18 protein-coding genes are annotated in these 19,530 nt (G+C 73.4%); 11 read left to right on the top strand and 7 right to left on the bottom strand.

From position 1 onward, the window contains the following. Window positions 1-12: 12 nt before the first annotated feature. The 11 genes from ubiG to GNZ18_RS22650 all read left to right on the top strand — a co-directional run bounded on the left by ubiG (window position 13) and on the right by GNZ18_RS22650 (window position 10,786). A complete protein-coding gene (gene ubiG / locus GNZ18_RS22700; protein ID WP_156218569.1) occupies window positions 13-735 on the top strand; it encodes a bifunctional 2-polyprenyl-6-hydroxyphenol methylase/3-demethylubiquinol 3-O-methyltransferase UbiG in 723 nt (240 codons plus the stop codon). Then, complete coding sequence (gene fabD / locus GNZ18_RS22695; protein ID WP_173390857.1) at window positions 732-1,742, top strand: ACP S-malonyltransferase; 1,011 nt, start codon at window positions 732-734, stop codon at window positions 1,740-1,742. The genes ubiG and fabD overlap by 4 nt, the downstream gene beginning before the upstream one ends. A 14-nt stretch (window positions 1,743-1,756) precedes the next feature. Next, window positions 1,757-2,224, top strand: a complete 468-nt coding sequence (locus GNZ18_RS22690; protein WP_156218568.1) for an acyl carrier protein — start codon at window positions 1,757-1,759, stop codon at window positions 2,222-2,224. Window positions 2,225-2,264: 40 nt separating this feature from the next. After that, window positions 2,265-3,032, top strand: a complete 768-nt coding sequence (locus tag GNZ18_RS22685; protein WP_156218567.1) for an SDR family NAD(P)-dependent oxidoreductase — start codon at window positions 2,265-2,267, stop codon at window positions 3,030-3,032. Window positions 3,033-3,044: 12 nt separating this feature from the next. Continuing rightward, complete coding sequence (locus tag GNZ18_RS22680; protein WP_156218566.1) at window positions 3,045-3,509, top strand: hotdog family protein; 465 nt, start codon at window positions 3,045-3,047, stop codon at window positions 3,507-3,509. Then, entirely contained in the window at window positions 3,506-4,777 is a 1,272-nt protein-coding gene (locus GNZ18_RS22675; protein ID WP_156218565.1) for a beta-ketoacyl-[acyl-carrier-protein] synthase family protein, read from the top strand. Before GNZ18_RS22680 ends, GNZ18_RS22675 begins: the two co-directional genes overlap by 4 nt. Further along, the gene (locus tag GNZ18_RS22670; protein ID WP_216651410.1) at window positions 4,774-5,262 is read left to right on the top strand and encodes an ApeI family dehydratase; all 489 of its coding nucleotides are present in this window, start codon (window positions 4,774-4,776) and stop codon (window positions 5,260-5,262) included. The genes GNZ18_RS22675 and GNZ18_RS22670 overlap by 4 nt, the downstream gene beginning before the upstream one ends. After that, the gene (locus tag GNZ18_RS22665; RefSeq protein WP_156218564.1) at window positions 5,259-6,545 is read left to right on the top strand and encodes a beta-ketoacyl-[acyl-carrier-protein] synthase family protein; all 1,287 of its coding nucleotides are present in this window, start codon (window positions 5,259-5,261) and stop codon (window positions 6,543-6,545) included. Before GNZ18_RS22670 ends, GNZ18_RS22665 begins: the two co-directional genes overlap by 4 nt. Before the next feature lie 26 nt (window positions 6,546-6,571). Further along, window positions 6,572-8,977 carry a beta-ketoacyl-[acyl-carrier-protein] synthase family protein gene (locus GNZ18_RS22660; RefSeq protein WP_156218563.1) on the top strand — a complete coding sequence of 802 codons (2,406 nt, stop codon included), beginning with the start codon at window positions 6,572-6,574 and terminating at the stop codon, window positions 8,975-8,977. Between the two features lie 2 nt (window positions 8,978-8,979). After that, window positions 8,980-10,080, top strand: coding sequence for a 3-oxoacyl-ACP synthase III family protein (locus GNZ18_RS22655; RefSeq protein ID WP_156218562.1), 1,101 nt, complete (start codon window positions 8,980-8,982; stop codon window positions 10,078-10,080). 97 nt (window positions 10,081-10,177) lie between these two features. Next, window positions 10,178-10,786 (top strand): hypothetical protein, encoded by a 609-nt coding sequence (locus GNZ18_RS22650; protein WP_156218561.1) that lies wholly within the window; start codon window positions 10,178-10,180, stop codon window positions 10,784-10,786. A gap of 199 nt (window positions 10,787-10,985) precedes the next feature. Here GNZ18_RS22650 and GNZ18_RS22645 read toward each other — a convergent pair whose 3' ends face one another. From GNZ18_RS22645 to GNZ18_RS22620, 7 genes are all read right to left on the bottom strand, one after another. Next, a complete protein-coding gene (locus GNZ18_RS22645) occupies window positions 10,986-12,176 on the bottom strand; it encodes an MFS transporter (RefSeq protein ID WP_156218560.1) in 1,191 nt (396 codons plus the stop codon). A gap of 8 nt (window positions 12,177-12,184) precedes the next feature. Then, a complete protein-coding gene (locus GNZ18_RS22640; RefSeq protein ID WP_156218559.1) occupies window positions 12,185-12,967 on the bottom strand; it encodes an iron-containing redox enzyme family protein in 783 nt (260 codons plus the stop codon). Between the two features lie 86 nt (window positions 12,968-13,053). Beyond that, complete coding sequence (locus GNZ18_RS43245) at window positions 13,054-13,284, bottom strand: ferredoxin (protein WP_214619765.1); 231 nt, start codon at window positions 13,282-13,284, stop codon at window positions 13,054-13,056. 32 nt (window positions 13,285-13,316) lie between these two features. Further along, window positions 13,317-14,591, bottom strand: a complete 1,275-nt coding sequence (locus GNZ18_RS41345) for a hypothetical protein (RefSeq protein ID WP_216651408.1) — start codon at window positions 14,589-14,591, stop codon at window positions 13,317-13,319. Window positions 14,592-14,934: 343 nt separating this feature from the next. After that, window positions 14,935-16,620 (bottom strand): ABC transporter transmembrane domain-containing protein, encoded by a 1,686-nt coding sequence (locus GNZ18_RS22630; RefSeq protein ID WP_312874678.1) that lies wholly within the window; start codon window positions 16,618-16,620, stop codon window positions 14,935-14,937. Between the two features lies 1 nt (window position 16,621). Then, window positions 16,622-18,400 (bottom strand): ABC transporter ATP-binding protein, encoded by a 1,779-nt coding sequence (locus tag GNZ18_RS22625; protein ID WP_312874677.1) that lies wholly within the window; start codon window positions 18,398-18,400, stop codon window positions 16,622-16,624. Next, window positions 18,397-19,431 carry an iron-siderophore ABC transporter substrate-binding protein gene (locus tag GNZ18_RS22620; protein ID WP_156218558.1) on the bottom strand — a complete coding sequence of 345 codons (1,035 nt, stop codon included), beginning with the start codon at window positions 19,429-19,431 and terminating at the stop codon, window positions 18,397-18,399. The genes GNZ18_RS22625 and GNZ18_RS22620 overlap by 4 nt, the downstream gene beginning before the upstream one ends. Between the last annotated feature and the right edge of the window lie 99 nt (window positions 19,432-19,530).

The raw sequence follows: 19,530 nt of genomic DNA, 5'->3' as shown, positions 1-19,530 counted from the left end.
AGGAGGGCCCCGATGCCGGAGCCGACCATGTCCGACGACTACTTCTTCTCTCCTTACGCGGATTCCTGGTGGAACGACGACTCGAAGATGAACCCGCTGCGGTCGTTCAACCCTGAACGCTTCGCCTACTTCGACCGCTTCCTGGACGACTGGAAGGGCCAGCGGGTCCTGGATGTGGGCTGCGGCGGCGGCTACACCACCGAGTTCCTGCACCAGCGGGGCTCCCGGGTCTGCGGAGTGGATCCGTCCGCGAAACTCGTCGCGGCCGCCACCCGGCACGCCGACGACACCGACCGGGACATCTCCTACACCGTCGGCAAGGCCGAGGAACTGCCCTACCCGGACCGCTCGTTCGACGTCGTCACCTGCGTGGACGTCCTGGAGCACGTGGAGAGCCCCGCGCTCGCGGTGCGCGAGATCCACCGCGTCCTGGACGACGGCGGCATCTTCCTCTACGACACCATCAACCGCACTCTCAGGTCCCGGATCATGATGATCTGGCTTCCCGAGCGGGTGCTCGGCATCGTCCCGCGCGGCGCGCACGACCACCGCGACTTCATCACGCCCGACGAGATGCTCGGTCATCTGGGCGCGGCGGGCTTCGTCCCGCTCGGCCGGATGGCCGGCATCTCCATCCGCGGCCAGCGCAAGGACGGAAGCCTGCGGCTCAAGCCGACCCGGGACCTGTCCTCCCTCTACCTGGGCGCCGCGCGGCGGTTGGAGGGTCGAGGATGACGGCGGCGTCGGAGGCCGGCCCGGCTCCCGCCGGGACCGGCGCCCCGCCGCCGGTCATGGCGATGTTCCCCGGCCAGGGGTCGCAGCGGGCGGGCATGGCCGCGCATCTCGTGCGCGACCACCCGCGGACGGCCGGCCGGGTCATGGCCGAGGCGGACGAGGCGCTCGGCCTGCCCCTGACCCGGCTGTGCACCACCGGGGAGACGGCCGAGCTCGGCCGGACGGAGATCACCCAGCCCGCGATCCTCGCCACCAGCCTCGCGGTGCTGGAGGTACTGCGCGCGGAGGCGGGCTTCACGCCGTCCGCCGTGGCCGGGCACAGCCTGGGCGAGTACGCGGCGCTGGTCGCGGCCGGGGTGCTCGGCCGCGCGGACGCGCTGCGGCTGGTCCGCGTCCGCGGCGAGCTGATGGCGGGCGTGGGACGGACGGTGGCCGGCGCGATGGTCGCGGTGCTGGGGCTGCCCGCGGCGCGGGTCGCCGAGCTGTGCGCGGACGCGGCCGCCGACGGGGTCGCCGAGGTGGCCAACTTCAACGAGAGCGACCAGACGGTGGTCTCCGGGCACCGTCCGGCGGTCGACCGGGTCGCGCGCCGCGCCCTCGACGCGGGGGCCGACCGGGTGGCGCGGCTCGACGTCTCGGCGCCGTTCCACTGCTCGCTGATGAACGGGATCAGCGAGGACTTCGGCGCCGCGCTCGACGGTGCCGCGTTCGCCGACCCGCGCACCACCGTGCTCAGTTCGGTGACCGGCACCGCGCTGCGCGATGGCGCCGAGGCGAGAGCGCTGCTGGGCCGGCAGCTGGCCGGCCCGGTGCGGTGGCGCGGGGTGCTGGAGGCCGCGCACGCCGCCGGGGTGACCGCCTACGTGGAGGTCGGCCCCGGACGCGTGCTTAGCGGGTTCGCCAACCGCGCCTTCCCGGGCTCGACGGTGCGCAGCACCAACGACGCCCGCCGGGTCTCGGCCCTGATCCGGGACCTGAACGACGACGAACGATCCACGAACCGATGAAAGGCCGATCACAGATGACCGACACGCTGACCGACTACCTGCTCGTCGTCCAGACCGCGACCGCCGACTCGCTGGGCATCGAACCGGACGAGGTGGTCCCCGAGGCGACGCTTCTCGACGACCTCGGCGCCGAGTCCATCGACCTGCTGGACGTCTTGTTCCGGATGGAGCGCGCCTCCGGCGTCAAGATCACCATCGCGGACATCGCCGGCCTGCTCCAGGGCGGCATCCCGGACGAGGAGTTCGGCGACGAGAACGAGGTCGTCAACGACACGGGGCTGAGCCACCTGGAGAAGGTGCTCCCGCAGTTCGACCGCGGCCAGCTCACCGAGCCGCTGACGGCCGACGGGGTCCTCGGCCTGTTCACCGTCGAGAACCTCACCAGGCTGCTCGCCTCGCGCGCGGCGGCCACGGGCTCCCCGGACACCGGCACGCCGAACACGGGCACCTCGAACACCGGCGCCCCGGCCGACGCTCCTTGAACCGCGACCCGATCTCACCGCAGGCCAGAACGGGGGCGAGATGAAACTGCATGATCGGATCGCGCTGGTCACCGGGGCGTCCCGGGGCATCGGCCGGGCCGTCGCGCTGGCGCTGGCCCGGGAGGGCGCGGCGGTGGCGGTCAACTACCGCTCGCGGGAGGAGGACGCCCTGGCGGTCGTGAAGGAGATCGAGGCGCTGGGCGGGCGCGCCGTCGCGCTCCGCGCCGACGTCGCCGACCCCGGCGCCGCGGCGGACCTCGTCGCCGCGGCGACGGAGAGCCTCGGCGGCCTGCACATCCTCGTGAACAACGCGGGGATCAGCGACGACGGGCTGGTCTACGGTCGGCCGCCCGGGGCCTGGCTGGAGGTCATGAAGGTCAACTTCGGCGGCGCCTACCACTGCACCAGCGCCGCGATGGGGCATCTCATGGCGCAGCGCGACGGGGCGATCGTCAACATCTCCTCCGTCATGGGCGAGCGCGGCTGGATCGGCCAGGCGAACTACTCGGCCTCCAAGGGGGCGCTCAACGCCTTCACCCGGTCCACGGCGGTCGAGCTGGCCCGGTTCGGCGTCCGGGTGAACGCCGTCTGCGCCGGCTTCACCCCGACGGACCTCGTCGGAAGCCTCCTGGAGGACGAGACCGGCAAACGGATCAAGAAGCAGGTGCCGTTGCGCTCGTTCGCCGCCGCGGAGCAGATCGCCGCGGTGGCGGTGTTCCTGGCCGGTCCCGACGCGGCGTACATGACCGGCGAACTCGTCCGCGCCGACGGCGGTTTCGCCGCGCAACTCGGCGTCGGCCGTCCCTGAACGGAGCGGGCAATGCGATTCCACCTGATCGACAGGATCGAGTCCTGGGACGCCGGGGAACGGATCTCGGCCCGGAAGGTGACCTCCCGGCAGGAGGCGCGGTGGGCGCCTGCCCTGTACCGCGGTCCGGACCGCGACCTGCTGCCCTTCGGCCTGACGCTGGAGGCGCTGTGCCAGGCCGCCACCTGGCTGGTCATGCTCAGCACCGGCCACCGCAGGCGGGCCGTGCTGCTGACCGTCGGCGAGGCCGTCGCGCACCGGCCGGTGCGCTTCGGCGAGGTGCTGCACATGACCGCCGTGGTCGAGTCGATGAGCGACGAGGCGGCCCTGGTGGGCGGCGTGGTCGCGGTGGACGGCGAACCCGTGCTGGAGGCGGCCGGGGTGCTGTGCGCGCTCCGGGCCGGCGCGGAACTGGAGGACCCCGCCGACACCCGGCGGATGGCGGGACAGCTGCTGGACGGAGGGCGGGTGCGATGAGACGAGTGGTCATCACCGGGGCGGGCGCCGTGACCCCACTGGGCAACGACGCCGCGGCCACCTGGGAGGGCCTCGTGGCCGGGCGCAGCGGGGTCGGCCCGCTGACCGTGTTCGACCCGACGGGGTTCCCCGTGCGGATCGCGGGGCAGGTGAAGGACTTCGACGCGGCAGCCGCCATCCCGGCGCGGGCCGACCGCCACCGGCTCACGCGCGCGGGACGGTTCGGGGTCGCGGCGCTGCTGGAGGCGTGGCGCGACGCCGGCGCGGTCGGGGGCCACCACCCGGCCGGGGAGCGCGGCGTCGCGATGGGCGCGAGCGTCGGCCGCCCCGACGCGCAGTTCCTGGCCGACATCGCGACCCTGCGGGAGACGACCGGGCGACCGGACGCGTTCCTCCGGCAGGCTCCCGGCACCACGCTCGAACACGACCAGAACCTGCCGCTGGTGACCATGACACGGTTGCTTTCGGCGACCGGGCCCGCCATCGGTGTGAGCACCGCCTGCTCGGGGTCGGGGCACGCGATCGGCGAGGCGTTCCGCGGCATCCAGGAGGGCGATGCCTCGGTCGTCGTCGCGGGCGGCTACGACTCGCTCATCAGCTGGCTCGACCTGCTCGGGTTCAGCCTGCTCGGCGCGCTGACGGACCGCGGCAACGACACCCCCGAGACGGCGTCGCGGCCATTCGACGCGGACCGTGCCGGGTTCGTCCTCGGCGAGGGGGCCGTCTGCTTCGTCCTGGAGGAGCGCGGGGCGGCGCTGGAGCGCGGCGCCCGGATCCTGGGCGAGGTGCTCGGGTACGGGAGCACGCTGAACGCCTGGCGCATCACCGACTCGCCGCCGGACGGCTCGGGCGCGATCCAGGCGATGGAGAGCGCCATCGCCGACTCCGGCCTCGGCACCGGCGACATCGACTACGTCGTGGCGCACGGCACGAGCACGCACGGCAACGACCTGTCGGAGACCGTCGCGCTGAAGAAGGTGTTCGGCGACGACGTCCGGCGCGTGGTCGTGAGCTCGCCCAAGTCCATGGCGGGGCACCTGACGTCGGCGGGCGCGGCGCTCAACGTCCTGGCGGCGCTCGGCGCGATCCGCGAGTCGCGGGTCCCGCCGACGATCAACCTGGACACCCCGGACCGCCGGCTGGATCTGGACTACGTGCCGCACGAGGCCCGCGCGATGCCGGTGTCGGCGGTTCTCGTGAACGCGTTCGCCTTCGGCGGCAGCAACGTCAGCCTCGTCATCGGCGCGCACCGGGAGGACCAGCCGTGACACAGACCGTTCCGCCCGGGGCGGTCCCCGGGTTCGACCGGATCCTGGCGTTCGAGCCGGGAGTCCGCGCGGTCGCGGTGCGCAATGTCCCCGGGACCCTTCCGATCTTCACCACGCACTTCCCGCGGCGGCCGGTCTACCCCGGAGCGCTGCTCCTGGAGAACATGGCCGAACTCGCGGCGGCGGTGGCCGGCTCCGGCGCCTGGCGGCTGAGCGCGGTCATCGGGGTGCGGTTCCGGCACTTCGTCGCGCCGGGGGACCAGGTGGAGATCACGGCGGAGGCGGCGGGGGCCCCCGCCGGCCCGGACGGTGCCGTCACCACGTTCCGGGCGTCCGCCCGGGTCGAGGGACGGACCGTCGCGGACGTCCGGGAACTGGTCCTCCGCGACGACACCGCCGCCTCCCCGGGGGCCACCGGCTCGCACACGGCCGGTACCGGCACCGGCACCGGCACCATCAGCGAACCGAAGGGCAGGACGGCATGACCGACACCGCACACCGCGTCGTCGTCACCGGGCTCGGCGTCCTGACCGCGCTCGGGGAGGGCATGGCGGAGACCTGGTCGGGGCTGCTGGAGGGGCGCAGCGGGATCGGGCCCCTGCGCGCCTACGACCCGTCCCCGCTGCGCACCCGCATCGGCGCCGAGATCGCCGGCTTCGACCCGGGCGCGTACGCCTCCCGGCGGACGCTCCGGATGCTCAACCGCGGCGACCGGTTGGCGCTCGCCGGTGCCTCGCTGGCCGTGTCCGACGCGGGTCTGGACGGCACCGGGGAACTCGGCTACCGCACGGGACTGTTCTTGGGCGGCAACAAGGAGATGCCGCGGATGGAGGAGCTCATCGGCGCGGTGGGGGCGGCCCGCGACGAGCGCGGCAGGGTCGACCTGGCCACGCTGGGCCGGACCGCGTCATCGCAGATCACGCCGCTGTTCTTCGTGGAGGGACTCCAGCCCGCGGCTGCCTTCCACATCTCCGCGAAGTTCGGGATCCGCGGGGCGAACGCCTTCTTCGCGGGCACCGCGGACGCCGGGCTGGCCGCGATCGGGCACGGGGCGCGCGCCGTGCGCCGCGGCGAGGCCGACGTGGTGGTCGCCGGCGGATACGACGACGCCACCTCGTGGTGGCCGATGTCGAAGATGGACGGCCTCGGCGTCCTCACCACGCGCAACGAGTCGGGCGACGCGGCGTTCCGGCCGTACGACGTCGACCGCAGCGGCTCGGTCTTCGGGGAGGGCGCGGCCCTGCTCGTCCTGGAGGAGCGCGAGCACGCGCAGGCCAGGGGCGCCCGGATCTACGCGGAGGTCACGGGCTACGGCGCCGGCAACGACGGCGTCGCCCCGCCGATGCCCGACCCCCGCGCCCGCGGGCTGTCCCGCGCGATCGGCAACGCGCTGCGCACCGCCGGGCGCGGCGTCCGCACCGACTACATCGCGGCGCACGGCTGCGCGACCCCGCTGGGCGACGTGAGCGAGACGCGGGCGCTCCATGACGCGCTCGGCGGCGCGGCCGCGGCGGCGGAGATCAGCAGCGTCAAGCCGCAGACCGGGCATCTGGTCGGCGGCGCGGGCGCGCTCAACGCGGCCGTCACCGCGATGGCGCTGCACACCGGCGTCGTCCCCGCCACCCGGAACCTGGAGACGCCGGGGCCCGGCTGCGATCTGGACTACGTCCCCGGCGATCCGCGCGACAGCCGTCCGGCCACGGCGCTGGCCCTGGCGCGCGGCTTGGAGGGACAGGCGGTGGCGGTGGCCATGGACGGTGTGCGGTGAGCCCGCAGGACTCGAAGAGGGACGGCATGACGGACATAACGGAAACGTCCGGTTCTTCGGCCGCGGAGCGGACCGGATCCGGGCGAACGGTGCGCGTGGTCGTCACGGCCGTGGGCGCCTTGACGGCCCAGGGCGCCGGCGCGGAGGCCCTCTGGGACGGCGTACGTGACGGGCGGGTCGCCATCGGCCCGGTGACGTCGTTCCCGATGGGCGGCTACCAGACGGAGATCGGGGGCGAGGTGCCCGACGGGGCCGCGCCGCGCCGCGTCCTGCCCGCCGGGCTCGACCTGCCCGAGCGGGAGGACGCCCTGGACTTCGCGCTCGCGGCGGCCGAGGAGGCGCTGGCCGCGTCCGGGCTGGCCGTCCAAGCCGACGGCACCGGCCCGGCGCGCGCGGGGGCGGTCGCCGCGCACCGGTTCGGCGTCGCTTTCGGCACCTGCAACGGCGGTCTGCGCACGGGCGAGCGTGTGCTGCGACGGCTCCGCACGGGCGGCGCGCCGGTGTGTCCGGGGGAGTGGCTCGTGATCCCGCCGCACGCCATCGCGGAAGGGCTGAGCGCCGTGTTCGGGCTCAAGGGCCCCTGCCTGTCGGTGAACACGGCGTGCGCGTCGGGCGCCCACGCGCTGGCGCACGCGCTGGAAGCGATCCGGGCCGGGCGGGCGGACGCCATGCTGGTGGGCGGCAGCGACGCGTTCACCGAGACCGGGTTCGCGGGGTTCAGCAGCCTCCAGTCGCTGTCCTCCCGACCGGCCGCGCCGTACTCCAAGGACCGGGACGGGCTGTCCCTCGGCGCGGGCGGCGGCATGCTCGTCCTGGCCGAGGAGTCGCTGGCGCGCGCGGCGGGCGCGCCGGTGCTGGCCGAGGTCCTCGGATACGGACTCTCCGCCGACGGCCACCACGCCACCGCGCCGCATCCCCAGGGAGAGGGCGCGGCGCGCGCCATCCGCGAGGCGTTGGGATCCGCCGGCCTGGAACCGGGCCAGATCATCTACATCAACGGGCACGGCACCGGCACGCCCAAGAACGACTCGGCGGAGAGCAACGCCGTCCGGGCGGCGCTCGGCGAGGCGGCCGAGAAGACGGCGTTGAGCAGCACCAAGTCGATGATCGGGCACCTGCTCGGGGCCGCCGGCGCGGTCGAGGCCGCCGTGACGGTCCTGGCGCTGCGCGACCAGGTCGTGCCGCCGACGGCGGGGTTCACCAGGACCGACCCGAGATGCGGGCTGGACCCGGTGCCCGGTGCGAGCCGTCCGACCGCGATGGACGCGGCGCTGTCGAACAACTTCGCGTTCGCCGGCGCCAACGCCTCGCTCGCCTTCGGCCGCCCCGGCAGCCCGCTGGCCGGACCGCCCCCGACCGCGACGGAGAAGGTCGTCGTCACGGGCATCGGCGTCATCAGCGCGTCCGGAGCCTCCGGCGCCGACCTGTGGCGCGCCTACCGCGCGGGCGAGAGGCCGGAGACCACCGACGGCGCACCGAGGTTCGCGCGCGTCGAGATCGACCCCCGGCGCGACGTCCCCCCACGGGAGCGCCGCCGCATGGACCGGCTCGGACGGCTCGCCGTCGCCGCCGCCCGCGAGGCGCTGGAAGACGCCGGCCTGGAGGGCGGCGAGCGCGTCGGCGTGATCGTGGGCACCGGCCTCGGGCCCATGCGCAGCGTCGCGGACTTCCTCACCCCCGTCCTGGCCGACGGCCCGGCGGCCGCGAACCCGGCGATCTTCCCGAACACCGTGTTCAACGCCGCGGCCGGGCAGGTCGCCATGGTCCTCGGCACCCGGGGGCCCACCTCGACCGCGACCGCGGGGCACGCCGCCGGCGCGTCCGCGCTGTGCGTCGCCCACGATCTCCTGCGCACCGGCCGGGCGGACGCGGTGGTGTGCCCGGCGGTGGACGAACTCTCCCCGGCGGTGCTGGAGGCGTACCGGGCCCTCCCGCTCTTCAGCGGCCCCAGCGGACGCCGCTACACCCTCACCGAGGGCGGGATCGCGCTCGTCCTGGAACGCGAGTCGGCGGCCAAGGCCCGAAACGCTCCGATCCTCGGCGAGTTCGCCGGGCACGGCTCCGCGTCGGACGCGCGCGGGATCGGGGCCTGGGCGCCGGACGGCGACGGCCTGCGACGCGCGATGCGGGCCGCGCTGGACGACGGCGGGGTCGAGCCCGGCGAGCTCACCGCGATCTGGGCCAACGCCGCCGGTCTCATGCCGGTCGACCGCCCGGAGACCCGGGCGGTGCGCGCCCTCGCACCCGGCTGCACGGTCGAAAGCCCCAAACGGCTCCTCGGGGAACCGGTGGGAGCCGGTGCCCAGCTGTCCGCCGCGCTGGCCCTCACCGGGTGGCGGAGCGGCGCCCCCGCCGGACCGGTCCTCGTCAACAGCTCGTCGCTGGGCGGCACCCACTACAGCCTCGTGCTGCGTCCCCGAACGGAGATCTGATCATGTCCGACGCCGACCGCCACGTGTCCGTCCTCAGCACGGGCGCGCACCTGCCCGGCGACCCCCTCGACAACGACGCGCTCGAACGGCTCGCGGGCCCGCTGCCGGACGACGTCCTGGCCGGGATCGAGGTGCGGAGGCGGCACTGGCTCATCGACCCGCGCACCGGTGAGCACCGCACCAGCACGTCGAGGATGGCGACCGCCGCCGCCCGGCAGGCGCTCGACCGGGCGGGCCTCGAACCCGCCGACATCGAACTGATCGTGATGTCGACGGCCAGCCCGGAGCACCTGCTGCCCGCCGCCGGCACGTACGTCCAGGAACAACTCGGACTGGACGCCGCCGCCGTCATCGAGGTCCGCGCCGGTTGCGCGGGCGCCGTGCAGGCGCTGGACATCGCGCGCCGGCTGCTCGCCGACGGCGTCCACCGCACCGCGCTCGTGATCGGGGCCGAGTCCATCTCGCCCCTCCTCGCGCCCCTCTACCTGGGGAGGGACCCGTTCGACGTCCGCATGCGCGACCGGCTCACCCTCTACACCTTCGGCGATGGCGCGGCGGCCATGGTGCTGGAGGCGGGCGGGCCGGGATCCGCCGCCGGGCGGCCCCGTCCGGTGTTCGCGACCCGGTCCCTGGGCGGCGGCCGCAGACCCGGGATGCTGATCAACGGTGGCGGCACGGACCTTCCGCTGGCCCGCCAGCAGGCCCGCGAGCGCCTGATGGAGATCCGGCTCGACATCCAAGGGACGACGAAGTTCGGGCCCCACGTCTTCGTCACCGGGCTGCGGGACATGCTGGGACGATCCGGCCTGTCGGTGGCCGACATCGACGCGTGCGTCCTGCCCGAGGGCAACGCCGAGTACTTCAGCGGCGAGTTCGACGCCGCCGGGCTGAGTCCGACGGACGGCGCGCGGCTGAAGAAGATCATCGTGGAGAACCTCGCGGACGTGGGCGCCACCGGGTCGCCGGCGGTGCCGCTGGCCCTGGACGCGGGCTGGCGGAAGGGCACGGTGAGGCCCGGCGACACGGTTCTGCTGCTGGCCATCGAGGCGAGCCGCTATGTGTACGCGGGCCTCACGCTCACCTGGGAGGCCCCGGCACCGTAGTCGACGCCGTCCGCCTAAGAAATTTCACCGGAAAGAGAGGACCCGACCGAAACAGCGCATTGGATCTTAGTCCGCCGTTTCGGGCATTATGACGGACATGGTGAAGATCTTGCAGCGCGGCCCACACGTCTGGTTATGGTGCGCCACCATCTACGCGTTGTTGGTCGCCGCGACTGCTGTCGCGGCCGTCACGATGCTTTCCCGCAGCATCGAGCAGGGGCTGGAGGTGTGGCCCGACGCGCAGTCGGAGACGCAGATGGTGGCGGCGTGGCGCGGTGCGGCCATCCTCGCCTACACCTCCGGCAGCGAGGTGGGCCATGTCTGCGCTCTGCTGGCCGGTCTGCTGGTCGCGCGGACGGCGGCGGTCCGGTCATGGCAGGCCGGGCTGGCCGCCGCCGTGCTCGCGGGCACGGTTCTGGCGCTGGTGAATCTGTCGCTGGCGTGGTGGAAGGCGTCCCCTCGGCTGGCCCATCTGACCGGGCCCGTAGATCCGGCGGTCATCGACCCGGGCCTGCGGCACCACAGCTGCGTCATCGTCGCCATCGCGCTGGTCTCCACGGCGTTCTCGGCCCTCGCCGCCGCCGGCTACGGCCTCGGAATGAAGCGCAACATCAAAGCCGCGGTCATCACCCTGATGGTGCTCGCCGCGTTGGCGCTCGACGGCCATTTCATCCTGACGGGCCTGGTACCCCGGCCGGATTACTAGCGGTGATCCGATGCCGAGCCCGAGAAAGGCCGTCCCGATAGGCCGGGTAACCCCGATTACCTGATGAATCATCTTTCCTGGGAAATTGAAAAGCGCACTCGCCCGCTCCGCGACGACCCGCTGGAGCTGCTCACCGACCGCGAGACCGACGTCCTGCCGCCGGTCGCCCGGAGCCGGTCCAACACCCTCGGACGTGTGATCAACGCGTTGTCGCGCCGGTCGGCTCGCGCAGCATCGCCGCGGCGGCGAGCGCGAGGAGAGGGAGCACGCCGAGGACCAGCAGCACCGTGCGCAGGCTCGTGGCGTCGCCGAGCACGCCGAAGGCGGGCGCCAGCAGGCCCCCGGCGCTGACGGTGAGTCCGGTCGTGACTCCCGCGGCCGTGCCCATGCGCTGCGGCAGGTAGTCCTGGCCGAGGGTGGTGTGGATGGAGAACGGGACGTAGAGGCAGAGGCTCACCGGGATGACCGCGATGATGATCAGCTCGTGGTTCGCGAAGGCGAGGGTGAGCACCGCCGGGACGCAGAGAGCGTAGGCGACGCGCAGTACCCGCAGGCGGCCGAAGCGTCCGGCGAGGTGGCCGCCGAGCACCGTGCCGACCACACCGCCGAACAGCAGGGCGGTCAGCGTGGCCTCGCCGAAGCCGCGGCCGCCGTGCAGGGTTCCGGTGACGTAGAGGGTGAGGAAGGTGGTCAGTCCGTAGTAGACGGCCGACCGCACGATGACGATCACGGTCATCAGCGCGAAGGAGCGGCGGTCGCTGGGCCGGTCGGCCGCGCCGCGCCGCGCGGCCGCCGCCTGTTCCTCGGTGCGCCGAGGCCGCAGGAGCAGCGCGGTGATCCAGGCGGGCAGGGCGAGGATCCACAGCCCGCCGAACCCGAGTCCATAGACCACGGGGCTGATGACGACCGGCGCGAGGGCGATGCCGAGGTTGCCGCCGACGTGGTAGTAGCCCATCGCGGACTGGCTGCCCCGGGAGGCGATCCGGGCGATTCGGGCCGATTCCGGGTGGTACGCGGCGATCCCGAGGCCCGCCAGCGCGAGCGCGAGCCAGATGAACTCATAGCGTTGCGAGGTTCCGGACAGGGCGATGCCCAGCGCCGCCGTGGACATGCCGGCCCCCACGAGCCAGGCCATCCGGTACCGGTCGGCCAGCATGCCGAAGAGGGGCTGCGCCACCGAGGACGACATCGTGGCGCCGAAGGTCAGGCCGGCCACCGCCGCGTACCCGAAGTGCCCGCGGGCCGCGATGAAGGGCAGCAGCGCCGGGACGGCCCCCTGGTAGAAGTCGTCGACCACATGGCTGAAGGTCAGCAGCGCGATCCCGGGGCCGCGAGGGGCGCGCCCGGCCCCCCGCGGCCGTTCCGACGCGCTGACGGACGTCCCAGACATCGATCACATCATTCGGCCGCAGGTTCTGCGCCGTTACAGCCGGCGGTGAGATGCGTATGGATCTCGGTCCAGTTGTCGGCGAGCAGGTCGAGGTAGGTGGTGAAGCCGCGCTCAAGGTGCTCGATGTCGGCCTCGCTGCGGCAGGCGCGGGCGGCGGTGGACAGCGAGTGGATCTTGTGCTCCTTCTCGGTGGCCCCGATGTGCAGGTAGAAGTACTCGCAGTTCTCGTGGAACTCCTCGAAGCCGAAGTAGCCGCGGTAGTTGCGCACGCCCTCGTACAGGGAGACGAGCTGCGGGTAGGCGTGCCACTCCTGGGCGAGCAGGGCGCCGCAGACCTCCTGCGGGTGCGGGCTGCTGAAGACCTTCTCGCCCTCCTCGACCAGCCGCCGCGTGGAGGGCAGGATCGGCGCGTCGATCTCGTCGAAGTCCACCTTCCGGCGGTGCAGCCTCGACAGCAGCGCCTCGAAGAAGGAGCGCAGCAGCACCGCGTGGACCGCGGAGGCGTCGCCGCGCCCCATCTCGTCGCTGAGGTTCTCGACCGTCTCGGCGCGGGCCGTGACGTCCTCCATATGTATGAAGGCCAGGGCGATCCGGACCGAGGTGCGGCTCACCCGCTCATAGTAGTTGCGGGCGATGAGCTCGACCTGCTCGACCGGGAGCTCGCGCGACATCCAGAGCCGGTAGAAGGGGTTGTCGATGGCGGGGTGCCGCGAGGCGCCGCGCGCCAGGGCCCCGACGCGTTCGAGGGCGGCGGTCGCCGAGAACGGTTGTGATTCGGTCAGTGCGGTCATCGTGGTGCCAGCCTTCGTCATCGTGGTGAGCGGTCGACCTGCCGCCGACGGCCGGCAGGGGGATCTTGCTGGGGTGCGCGGTCGGCTCAGACCGTGTGGATGCAGCGCGCCGGGCAGGCGCGCACGCACGCCTCGGCGACCGACTCCAGGTCGGCGGGCACTTCGGCCTGGCCCGCCTCGCCCCCGGGATCGGACAGCACCTGATCGCCCTGGCGCACATAGGCCAGGAAGTCCTCGCCGACGGCGAACAGCTGCGGTGCCTCCTCTTCGCACAGGCCGCTGTTCTGGCACTGGGACTGGTCGATCCAGATCTTCACGAGACCTCCTGGGTGGTGGGGTGCGGTGCCGGTCAGGACGGGAGGGGCTCCGGCTCGACGGGATCGGCGTCCTGGACGTGGAGGACGTGGCCGCGGCCGAAGGTGTCCTCGACGATCACCCGGATCCACTCGGCGTAGCGGATGAGCTGGACCAGATCCTCGCCGGTGAACAGGTCGCCCTCGTCGTGGCTCATCCGCACCACGCGGAAGTCGCCGACCATCGGGGTCAGCGCGGCGGCCCGTCCGCCGCTGAGGTGGCGCACGGAGAAGGACGCCCGGCCGCCGGTCGAGCATCCGATGCTCTGGTGGCCGCGGTAGTGGCTGTCCTCGTTGCGGTAGATCATGTGGCCGCCGTGCTTCTCCACGAACCGGCCCCGCATGCAGCCGGGGCCGTACAGCCCGCGGATCGCTCCGCGCTTCAGCTTGAGCATGCGTGCCCTGATGTTGCGCTGGAGCTGGTCGGAGGACTCGTGGCCCAGCCGGTCGCGGTGGGCCGCCAGGTCCACGGCCTCGCGCAACTGGGTCTCGGTGAAGAACGCCTCGCTGGTGGTCATCCGCTCCGGGGTGTCGAGCAGGTCACCGTTCGGGCAGGTCAGCGTGACGTGGTCGCCCCGCAGCACGGGGTCCGACAGCGTCAGCGCCATGATCTCGCGCAGCAGCGGCGCGGCCTCGCCGTGGCGGTCGGCGCAGCGCCGGGCGGCCTCGCGCAGCTTCTCCTCGCCCGCCAGCCGCGCCGTGTCGGGATAGTCGAGTTCGATGACCCGCTCAAGGTCCGGGCTCAGGCTCCACGGCCGGACCGCCGCACTCGGGACCATGCCCTCGGTGCGGTACCAGGCCTCGCCGTCGATGATCGAGTAGAGGTGGTGGGTGACCTCGACGCTCCGGCGCAGCGCGTCGACCCGGCGGGCGAGCGAGAGCAGCCCGGCGGACGGTTCGCCCGAGGCGCCGCCCAGGGCGGCCTGGTAGGCGTCGCCGCGTTCGCGCAGGACGGCCCGGACGGCATCGGAGTCCACCCGGTCGATGAGCTCGTCCAGTCCCACCGAGGAGATGCTGAGCGCGTAGAGCGAAAGCACCAGGTCGCTCTCCTCGGCGTCCCAGTCGGCGGGTGGCGTCGCCTGAAGCCGTTCGAGTTCGCCCCGCAGGTCGGCGCGCACGCGGTAGTCGCCTTTGTACTTGAGCCAGTGGTGGCGGCTGTAGACGACGGGCTGGAGGCAGGCTGCGAAGATCCCCTCGACGCACCTCTCGTCAGGTGTGCCTGCGAGGTGGTCACGCAGCTGCGCCGCGGTCTCGATGTCGATCTCGCGCATGGGTGAATCCTGAAGAGGCATGAAGAATCGCCCGCCTATTTCGCTCCGTACAGGGTTGGTTTGGTCGATATGAACTCTTCAGATCGATCAGGGAGAGCGGCGGCGACCGGGGGCGGCGGGCGGTTCTTCCTTCGTGGAGCATTAGCCCAGACAACCACTCAGGGCAACGAGAGTTAACTGTCCGTGTCGGGCAGGGTTGCTGGCGCGACAGTGCACCTCAGGTAGCCGTCCCGACATCCACGAACGCGGCGGCGGCGTGGGGGCCTGGCCTGGCACGGCGACCGTCCTCGTGTCGATCATCGGCCCGGGGACGGGGCCGGTTCTGTGAGGGCGGGGTGAGTTTTCAGCGGGCCACCGTTGCGCGGTAGTCGGCGTCGCCTGCTAGGAGGTCTTGGTGCTTTCCCTCGGCGGTAATGGTTCCGTCGCCCAGGACCAGGACCCGGTCGGCGGCGTTCAGGAGGGCCGGGCTGGTGGTGAGGACGATCGTTGTTCGGCCCCGGCGCAGGGCCGCCAGGTTGTGGGCGATGAGCTGTTCGGTGACCGCGTCCACCGCGGTGGTCGGGTCGTGCAGGACCAGGGCGGGAGCGTCGGCGGCCAGCGCGCGGGCCAGGGACAGGCGCTGGCGCTGGCCGCCGGAGAGGTTCGCGCCGCGGTCGCGGACGCCGTGGTCGAGCCCCTCGCGGTGCAGGGCCACGACGTCCGTCAGCATGGACGCCTCGACGGCCTCGGCGACCATTGCGCCGGTGCCGTGCGGGTCGATGTTCGTGCGCAGGGTCCCCGCGAAGATCTCGGCGTCGTACGGGTTCACCAGCAGGTGCTCGCGGAGTGCCTCGATCGACAGCTCCGAGATCTCCCGGCCGCCGATCCGCACCGCGCCTTCGTAGGCGCCGGACGGGACGCTCGCGGCGAGAATGGCGACCAGGTCGGCCGCCGCGCGCGGCTCACGAGCGGCGATCGCCACGAACTCGCCGGGTTCCACGGTGAATTTCAACGCGCGCAAGGGCCCGTACTCGACAGCGTCGACTTCCAGGGCGTCGCTTGGGGCGGGCCTGTCCCGTCCCGGGGTCTGGACCGGCGGTGCCGCCAGCACCAGCGCCATCCGTTCCGCCGACGCGCGCGCGATCATCACGTATTTGGGCATCTCCGAGAACTGCTTGAGCGGTTCCATGACGAACTGCGCCAGCCCCACGGCCATGACGAGTTCCCCGACGGAGATCCGGCCCTGGAACGCGAGCCACCCCGCCAGCAGTGTCGCGGCGGTGGCGAGGGCGGTGTTGAGGGCGACCGCGGCGCCCGCGTACGCGCCGTTCGCCCCGGCGACCGCGACCGCCTGCCGCCTCGCCTCCCCGCTGACCCGGCGGTAGGACCGGAACGCGGCGTGGTTGCCGCCGAAGCCGCGCAGCGGGCGCAGCCCGATGATCAGGTCGGCGACCTTCGCGCCCGCCCGCGCCACCCGCGCCTGCTGCTCGCGGGTGCGGGCGCCGATCCGCCTGGACAGCACGCTGAGCGTCGCCAGGATCGCGACGGTGCCCGCGATCACCAGCAGCCCGAGCCGGACATCGGCCAGGCCCAGCGCGACGGCCGCGATCAGCACCGCGACCAGCGAGCTGACCAGCAGCGGCACCACCTCGATGATGTCGGCGGTCTGGTCGGCGTCCTCGGTGGCGACGGTGAGCACCTCACCGGACTTCAGATCGACCCTCCTCGCCACCGGCTGGAGGCCGCAGGCGGCGACGCGCACCCGCCAGCGGTGCGCCTCGGTCGTGTTGGCCTTCTGCAGGACGCGCATCCCGAACCGCCACGACAGCGACACGGTCGTGATGATCACGGCGAGCGCGGCGACCGACAGGCCGAGCGCGGCGGGGCTCCGGTGCCGCAGCGCGTGCTCGACGATCAGTCCGAGCGCGATGGGGAACGCGGTCTCGCCCGCCTGGTACATGCCCATGAGGACGGTGCCGCCGGCCATCGCGCCGATGTTGCGGCGCAGCGCGCCGCGGAGGATCGCCGATCCCGTCAAGGCCGCCGTCACGCTAGCTCCCCTCCCGCCATGCCCGCCACAGCCGTGCGTACCGGCCGTCCAGCGCGACCAGTTCCTCGTGGGTGCCGATCTCCACGACGCGGCCCGCGTCCAGCACGGCGACGCGGTCGGCGGCCACCGCCTGGGTCAGCCGGTGCGCCACGAACAGCGCCGTGCGGCCCCGGCACGCCGCCAGGACGGCGCGCTCCAGTTCGGCGGCGCCCTGGCTGCCCGCCTCGGCGGTCGACTCGTCCAGCACCACGACCGGTGCGCGGCCGAGCACCAGGCGGGCCAGCGCGATCTGCGCGACCTTGGTGGCGTCCAGGCGCTCGCCGCCCTCGCCGACCCGGGTGGCCGGCCCGTCGGACAGCGCGTCGACCCAGCCGTCCGCGCCCACCGTGCGGAGGGCGTCCCGCAGGTCGGCGTCGGACGCGTCGGGCGCGGCCAGCCGCAGGTCGTCGGCGAGCGGGCCGGAGAACACGTGCGTCTCCTGCGTCAGGATGCTCACCAGGGCGCGTGCCCCGGCCTCGTCCAGGACGGACAGATCCGTCGGGCCGACGCGCACCGAACCCGACCACGGCGTCCCGATGCCCGCGACGAGCGCGGCCAGCGTCGTCTTCCCCGCGCCGGACGCCCCCACCAGCGCGAGCGAGCCACCGGCGGGGATCGCCAGGTCGATGCCGTGGAGGACGGGCTCCTCGCCGCCGGTGTAGCCGTACGTCAGGCCCTCGACCGTCACCGGGTACGCGGCGGCCCCGGACGCGGCGGCGGTCGGGTCGCCCACCAGGCGCTCCTCGGTGCCCTCCGCCATCGCCCCGACCAGGCGGGTCAGGCTCGCGCCCGACTTCTGCGCCTCGTCGAAGGTGAACAGGATCGCGCCCAGCGGATTGAACAGCCGGTGGAACAGCAGCGGCGCCGCCGCCACGTCGCCGAGGCTCGCCGCGCCGGCCTCCAGCAGCGCGTACCCCACCACGATGATCAGGACAAGCCCGACGAACTCGGCGCGGTTCTCCCGGCCGACGAACCGTCCGAACAGGCGGAACACCTCGATGCCGAGGTCGCGCACCCGCCACGACTCGGCGGTGACCCGGGCGCGGAAGGCGCCCTCCAGCCGGTAGGCGCGGACGGTGTCGATCCCGTTCAGGCCGCTGATCAGCGCCTGCGCGCGGTCGGCCTGGGCGACGCGCTGCCGCCGGTAGAGCGGCGCGGACCGGGGGAGGTACCAGCGCAGGGCCAGCGCGTAGGCGGGCAGCGCGCCCGCGCCCGCCAGGCCGAGCCGCCAGTCCAGGCCGAACATGCCGGCCGTGGCGATGGCGACCAGCACGCCCGCCGAGAAGACGGTGGGGACGGCGGTCCGGAGGCCCTTGGACAGCACGGCCACGTCGTCGCCGACCCGGGAGAGCACGTCTCCCCGTCCGACCTGCTCGACCCGGGCGCTCGGCATCGCCAGTACGGCGCGGACGGCGCCCTCCCGCAGCCGCGCGAGCAGGCCCGCGCCCAGCCGTCCGATCAGATGGGCCGAGGCCGCGGTGGCGGCCGCGCCGAGCAGCACGGCGGCCGCCAGCACGCCCCCGACGGTGGCCAGGGTGGACTCCGGCCCGCCGCCGGCCACCGCGTCGACCACGCGGCCGAGCAGGAGGACCGGCAGCACCTGGAGCGCCGCCCCGGCCACCGTCGTGAGGACGGTCGCGGCCGACAGTCCGGGCACGGCGCGGCAGTACGCCGCCACCCAGCGGGCCGCCTCGCGTCCGCTCGCCGTGCGCAGGGCCGCCTCGGGCTCGGTGGGGGTCACACCCCGCCGACCGACTTGACCATCTCGTCGATCGCGTACGGCAGCGACAGCAGCGTGGCCTGCGACATCGCCGCGCCGACCGCCGAGCCCTCACCGTCGGGCAGGTAGGACACCTTGCCCCGCTTCACCGCCGGGAGGTTGGCGAACAGCGGGAACCGCTTGAGCGCCGCCTGGTCGGCCTGGTCGTTGATGACGAAGATGCGGTCGACGTCGACGAGGTCGATGCGCTCGGGCGACAGCGTGGTGAAGAACTTGCCGCCCGCGATCTTGTCGATCTCGGTGGCGCCCTTGAAGCCGACGCCGGTGAGCAGGCGCCCGCGCACGTCGGTGGTGGTGAACGGCGCGACCGACCCCTTGTACCAGGACAGCGCGACGGCGGTCTGGCTGGCGAACTCCGGGTGCGCCTTGCGGGCGGCGTCGAGCCGGCCCTGGATCTCCCGCACCATCCGGGTGCCCTCGGCCTCCTTGCCGAGCGCCTTGGCGATGTGCACCGCGTTGTCCTGCCACGGCGCGCTGAACGGCTCCTTCTCGGCCTTGGTGCGGCCGACCGTCGGCGCGATCTTGGAGAGCTTGTCGTAGGCGGCCTTGTCGATCTCGGAGTAGACCGCGACGATCAGGTCGGGGCGCAGCGACGCGATCTTCTCGTAGTTCGGGCCGGAGTCGCCGTTGCTCATGATGACCTCCGGACGCGCGTCGCCCCACTTGGCCTTGACCCACGGCCACTGGGTGTTGACGTCGGGAGACCTGCCCGGCGGGTTGGGGTACTGGTCGACCATGCCGACCGGCCGGGTGCCGAGCGCCAGGATCGCCTGGTCGTCGGTGTAGCCGACCGAGACGACCCGCTTCGGGGCCTTCTCGATCTCGGTGGAGCCGAAGGCGTGGTCGACGGTGACCGGGAACGTTCCACCAGCGGCCGCCGGCCCGCTGTCACCGGTCGTGTCGGACGAGTCGGAGCCGCATCCCGCCAGGAGGCCGGCGCCGAGGGTCAGTGCGGCCAGGATCGTCGCGGCCCGTCGCAGGGGCCTGGTCATGGTCGTGCGTGGGAGGAGCAATCGAGGTCCTTGGTTCTGTGCCGTCCGCCGTGACGCCGCGCGGCGCGGGCGGGGCGATGAAAATAAGGGAAGCCTAAC

It is taken from the genome of Actinomadura litoris (assembly GCF_009733595.1).
Classification (GTDB): domain Bacteria; phylum Actinomycetota; class Actinomycetes; order Streptosporangiales; family Streptosporangiaceae; genus Spirillospora; species Spirillospora litoris.
This window is presented reverse-complemented; position numbering and strand designations above follow the sequence as displayed.

Coding starts and splice junctions, on each gene's coding strand:
- ubiG (WP_156218569.1), top strand. CDS start 13: ATGCCGGAGCCGACCATGTCCGACGACTACTTCTTCTCTCCTTACGCG.
- fabD (WP_173390857.1), top strand. CDS start 732: ATGACGGCGGCGTCGGAGGCCGGCCCGGCTCCCGCCGGGACCGGCGCC.
- GNZ18_RS22690 (WP_156218568.1), top strand. CDS start 1,757: ATGACCGACACGCTGACCGACTACCTGCTCGTCGTCCAGACCGCGACC.
- GNZ18_RS22685 (WP_156218567.1), top strand. CDS start 2,265: ATGAAACTGCATGATCGGATCGCGCTGGTCACCGGGGCGTCCCGGGGC.
- GNZ18_RS22680 (WP_156218566.1), top strand. CDS start 3,045: ATGCGATTCCACCTGATCGACAGGATCGAGTCCTGGGACGCCGGGGAA.
- GNZ18_RS22675 (WP_156218565.1), top strand. CDS start 3,506: ATGAGACGAGTGGTCATCACCGGGGCGGGCGCCGTGACCCCACTGGGC.
- GNZ18_RS22665 (WP_156218564.1), top strand. CDS start 5,259: ATGACCGACACCGCACACCGCGTCGTCGTCACCGGGCTCGGCGTCCTG.
- GNZ18_RS22660 (WP_156218563.1), top strand. CDS start 6,572: ATGACGGACATAACGGAAACGTCCGGTTCTTCGGCCGCGGAGCGGACC.
- GNZ18_RS22655 (WP_156218562.1), top strand. CDS start 8,980: ATGTCCGACGCCGACCGCCACGTGTCCGTCCTCAGCACGGGCGCGCAC.
- GNZ18_RS22650 (WP_156218561.1), top strand. CDS start 10,178: ATGGTGAAGATCTTGCAGCGCGGCCCACACGTCTGGTTATGGTGCGCC.
- GNZ18_RS22645 (WP_156218560.1), bottom strand. CDS start 12,176: ATGTCTGGGACGTCCGTCAGCGCGTCGGAACGGCCGCGGGGGGCCGGG.
- GNZ18_RS22640 (WP_156218559.1), bottom strand. CDS start 12,967: ATGACCGCACTGACCGAATCACAACCGTTCTCGGCGACCGCCGCCCTC.
- GNZ18_RS41345 (WP_216651408.1), bottom strand. CDS start 14,591: ATGCGCGAGATCGACATCGAGACCGCGGCGCAGCTGCGTGACCACCTC.
- GNZ18_RS22620 (WP_156218558.1), bottom strand. CDS start 19,431: ATGACCAGGCCCCTGCGACGGGCCGCGACGATCCTGGCCGCACTGACC.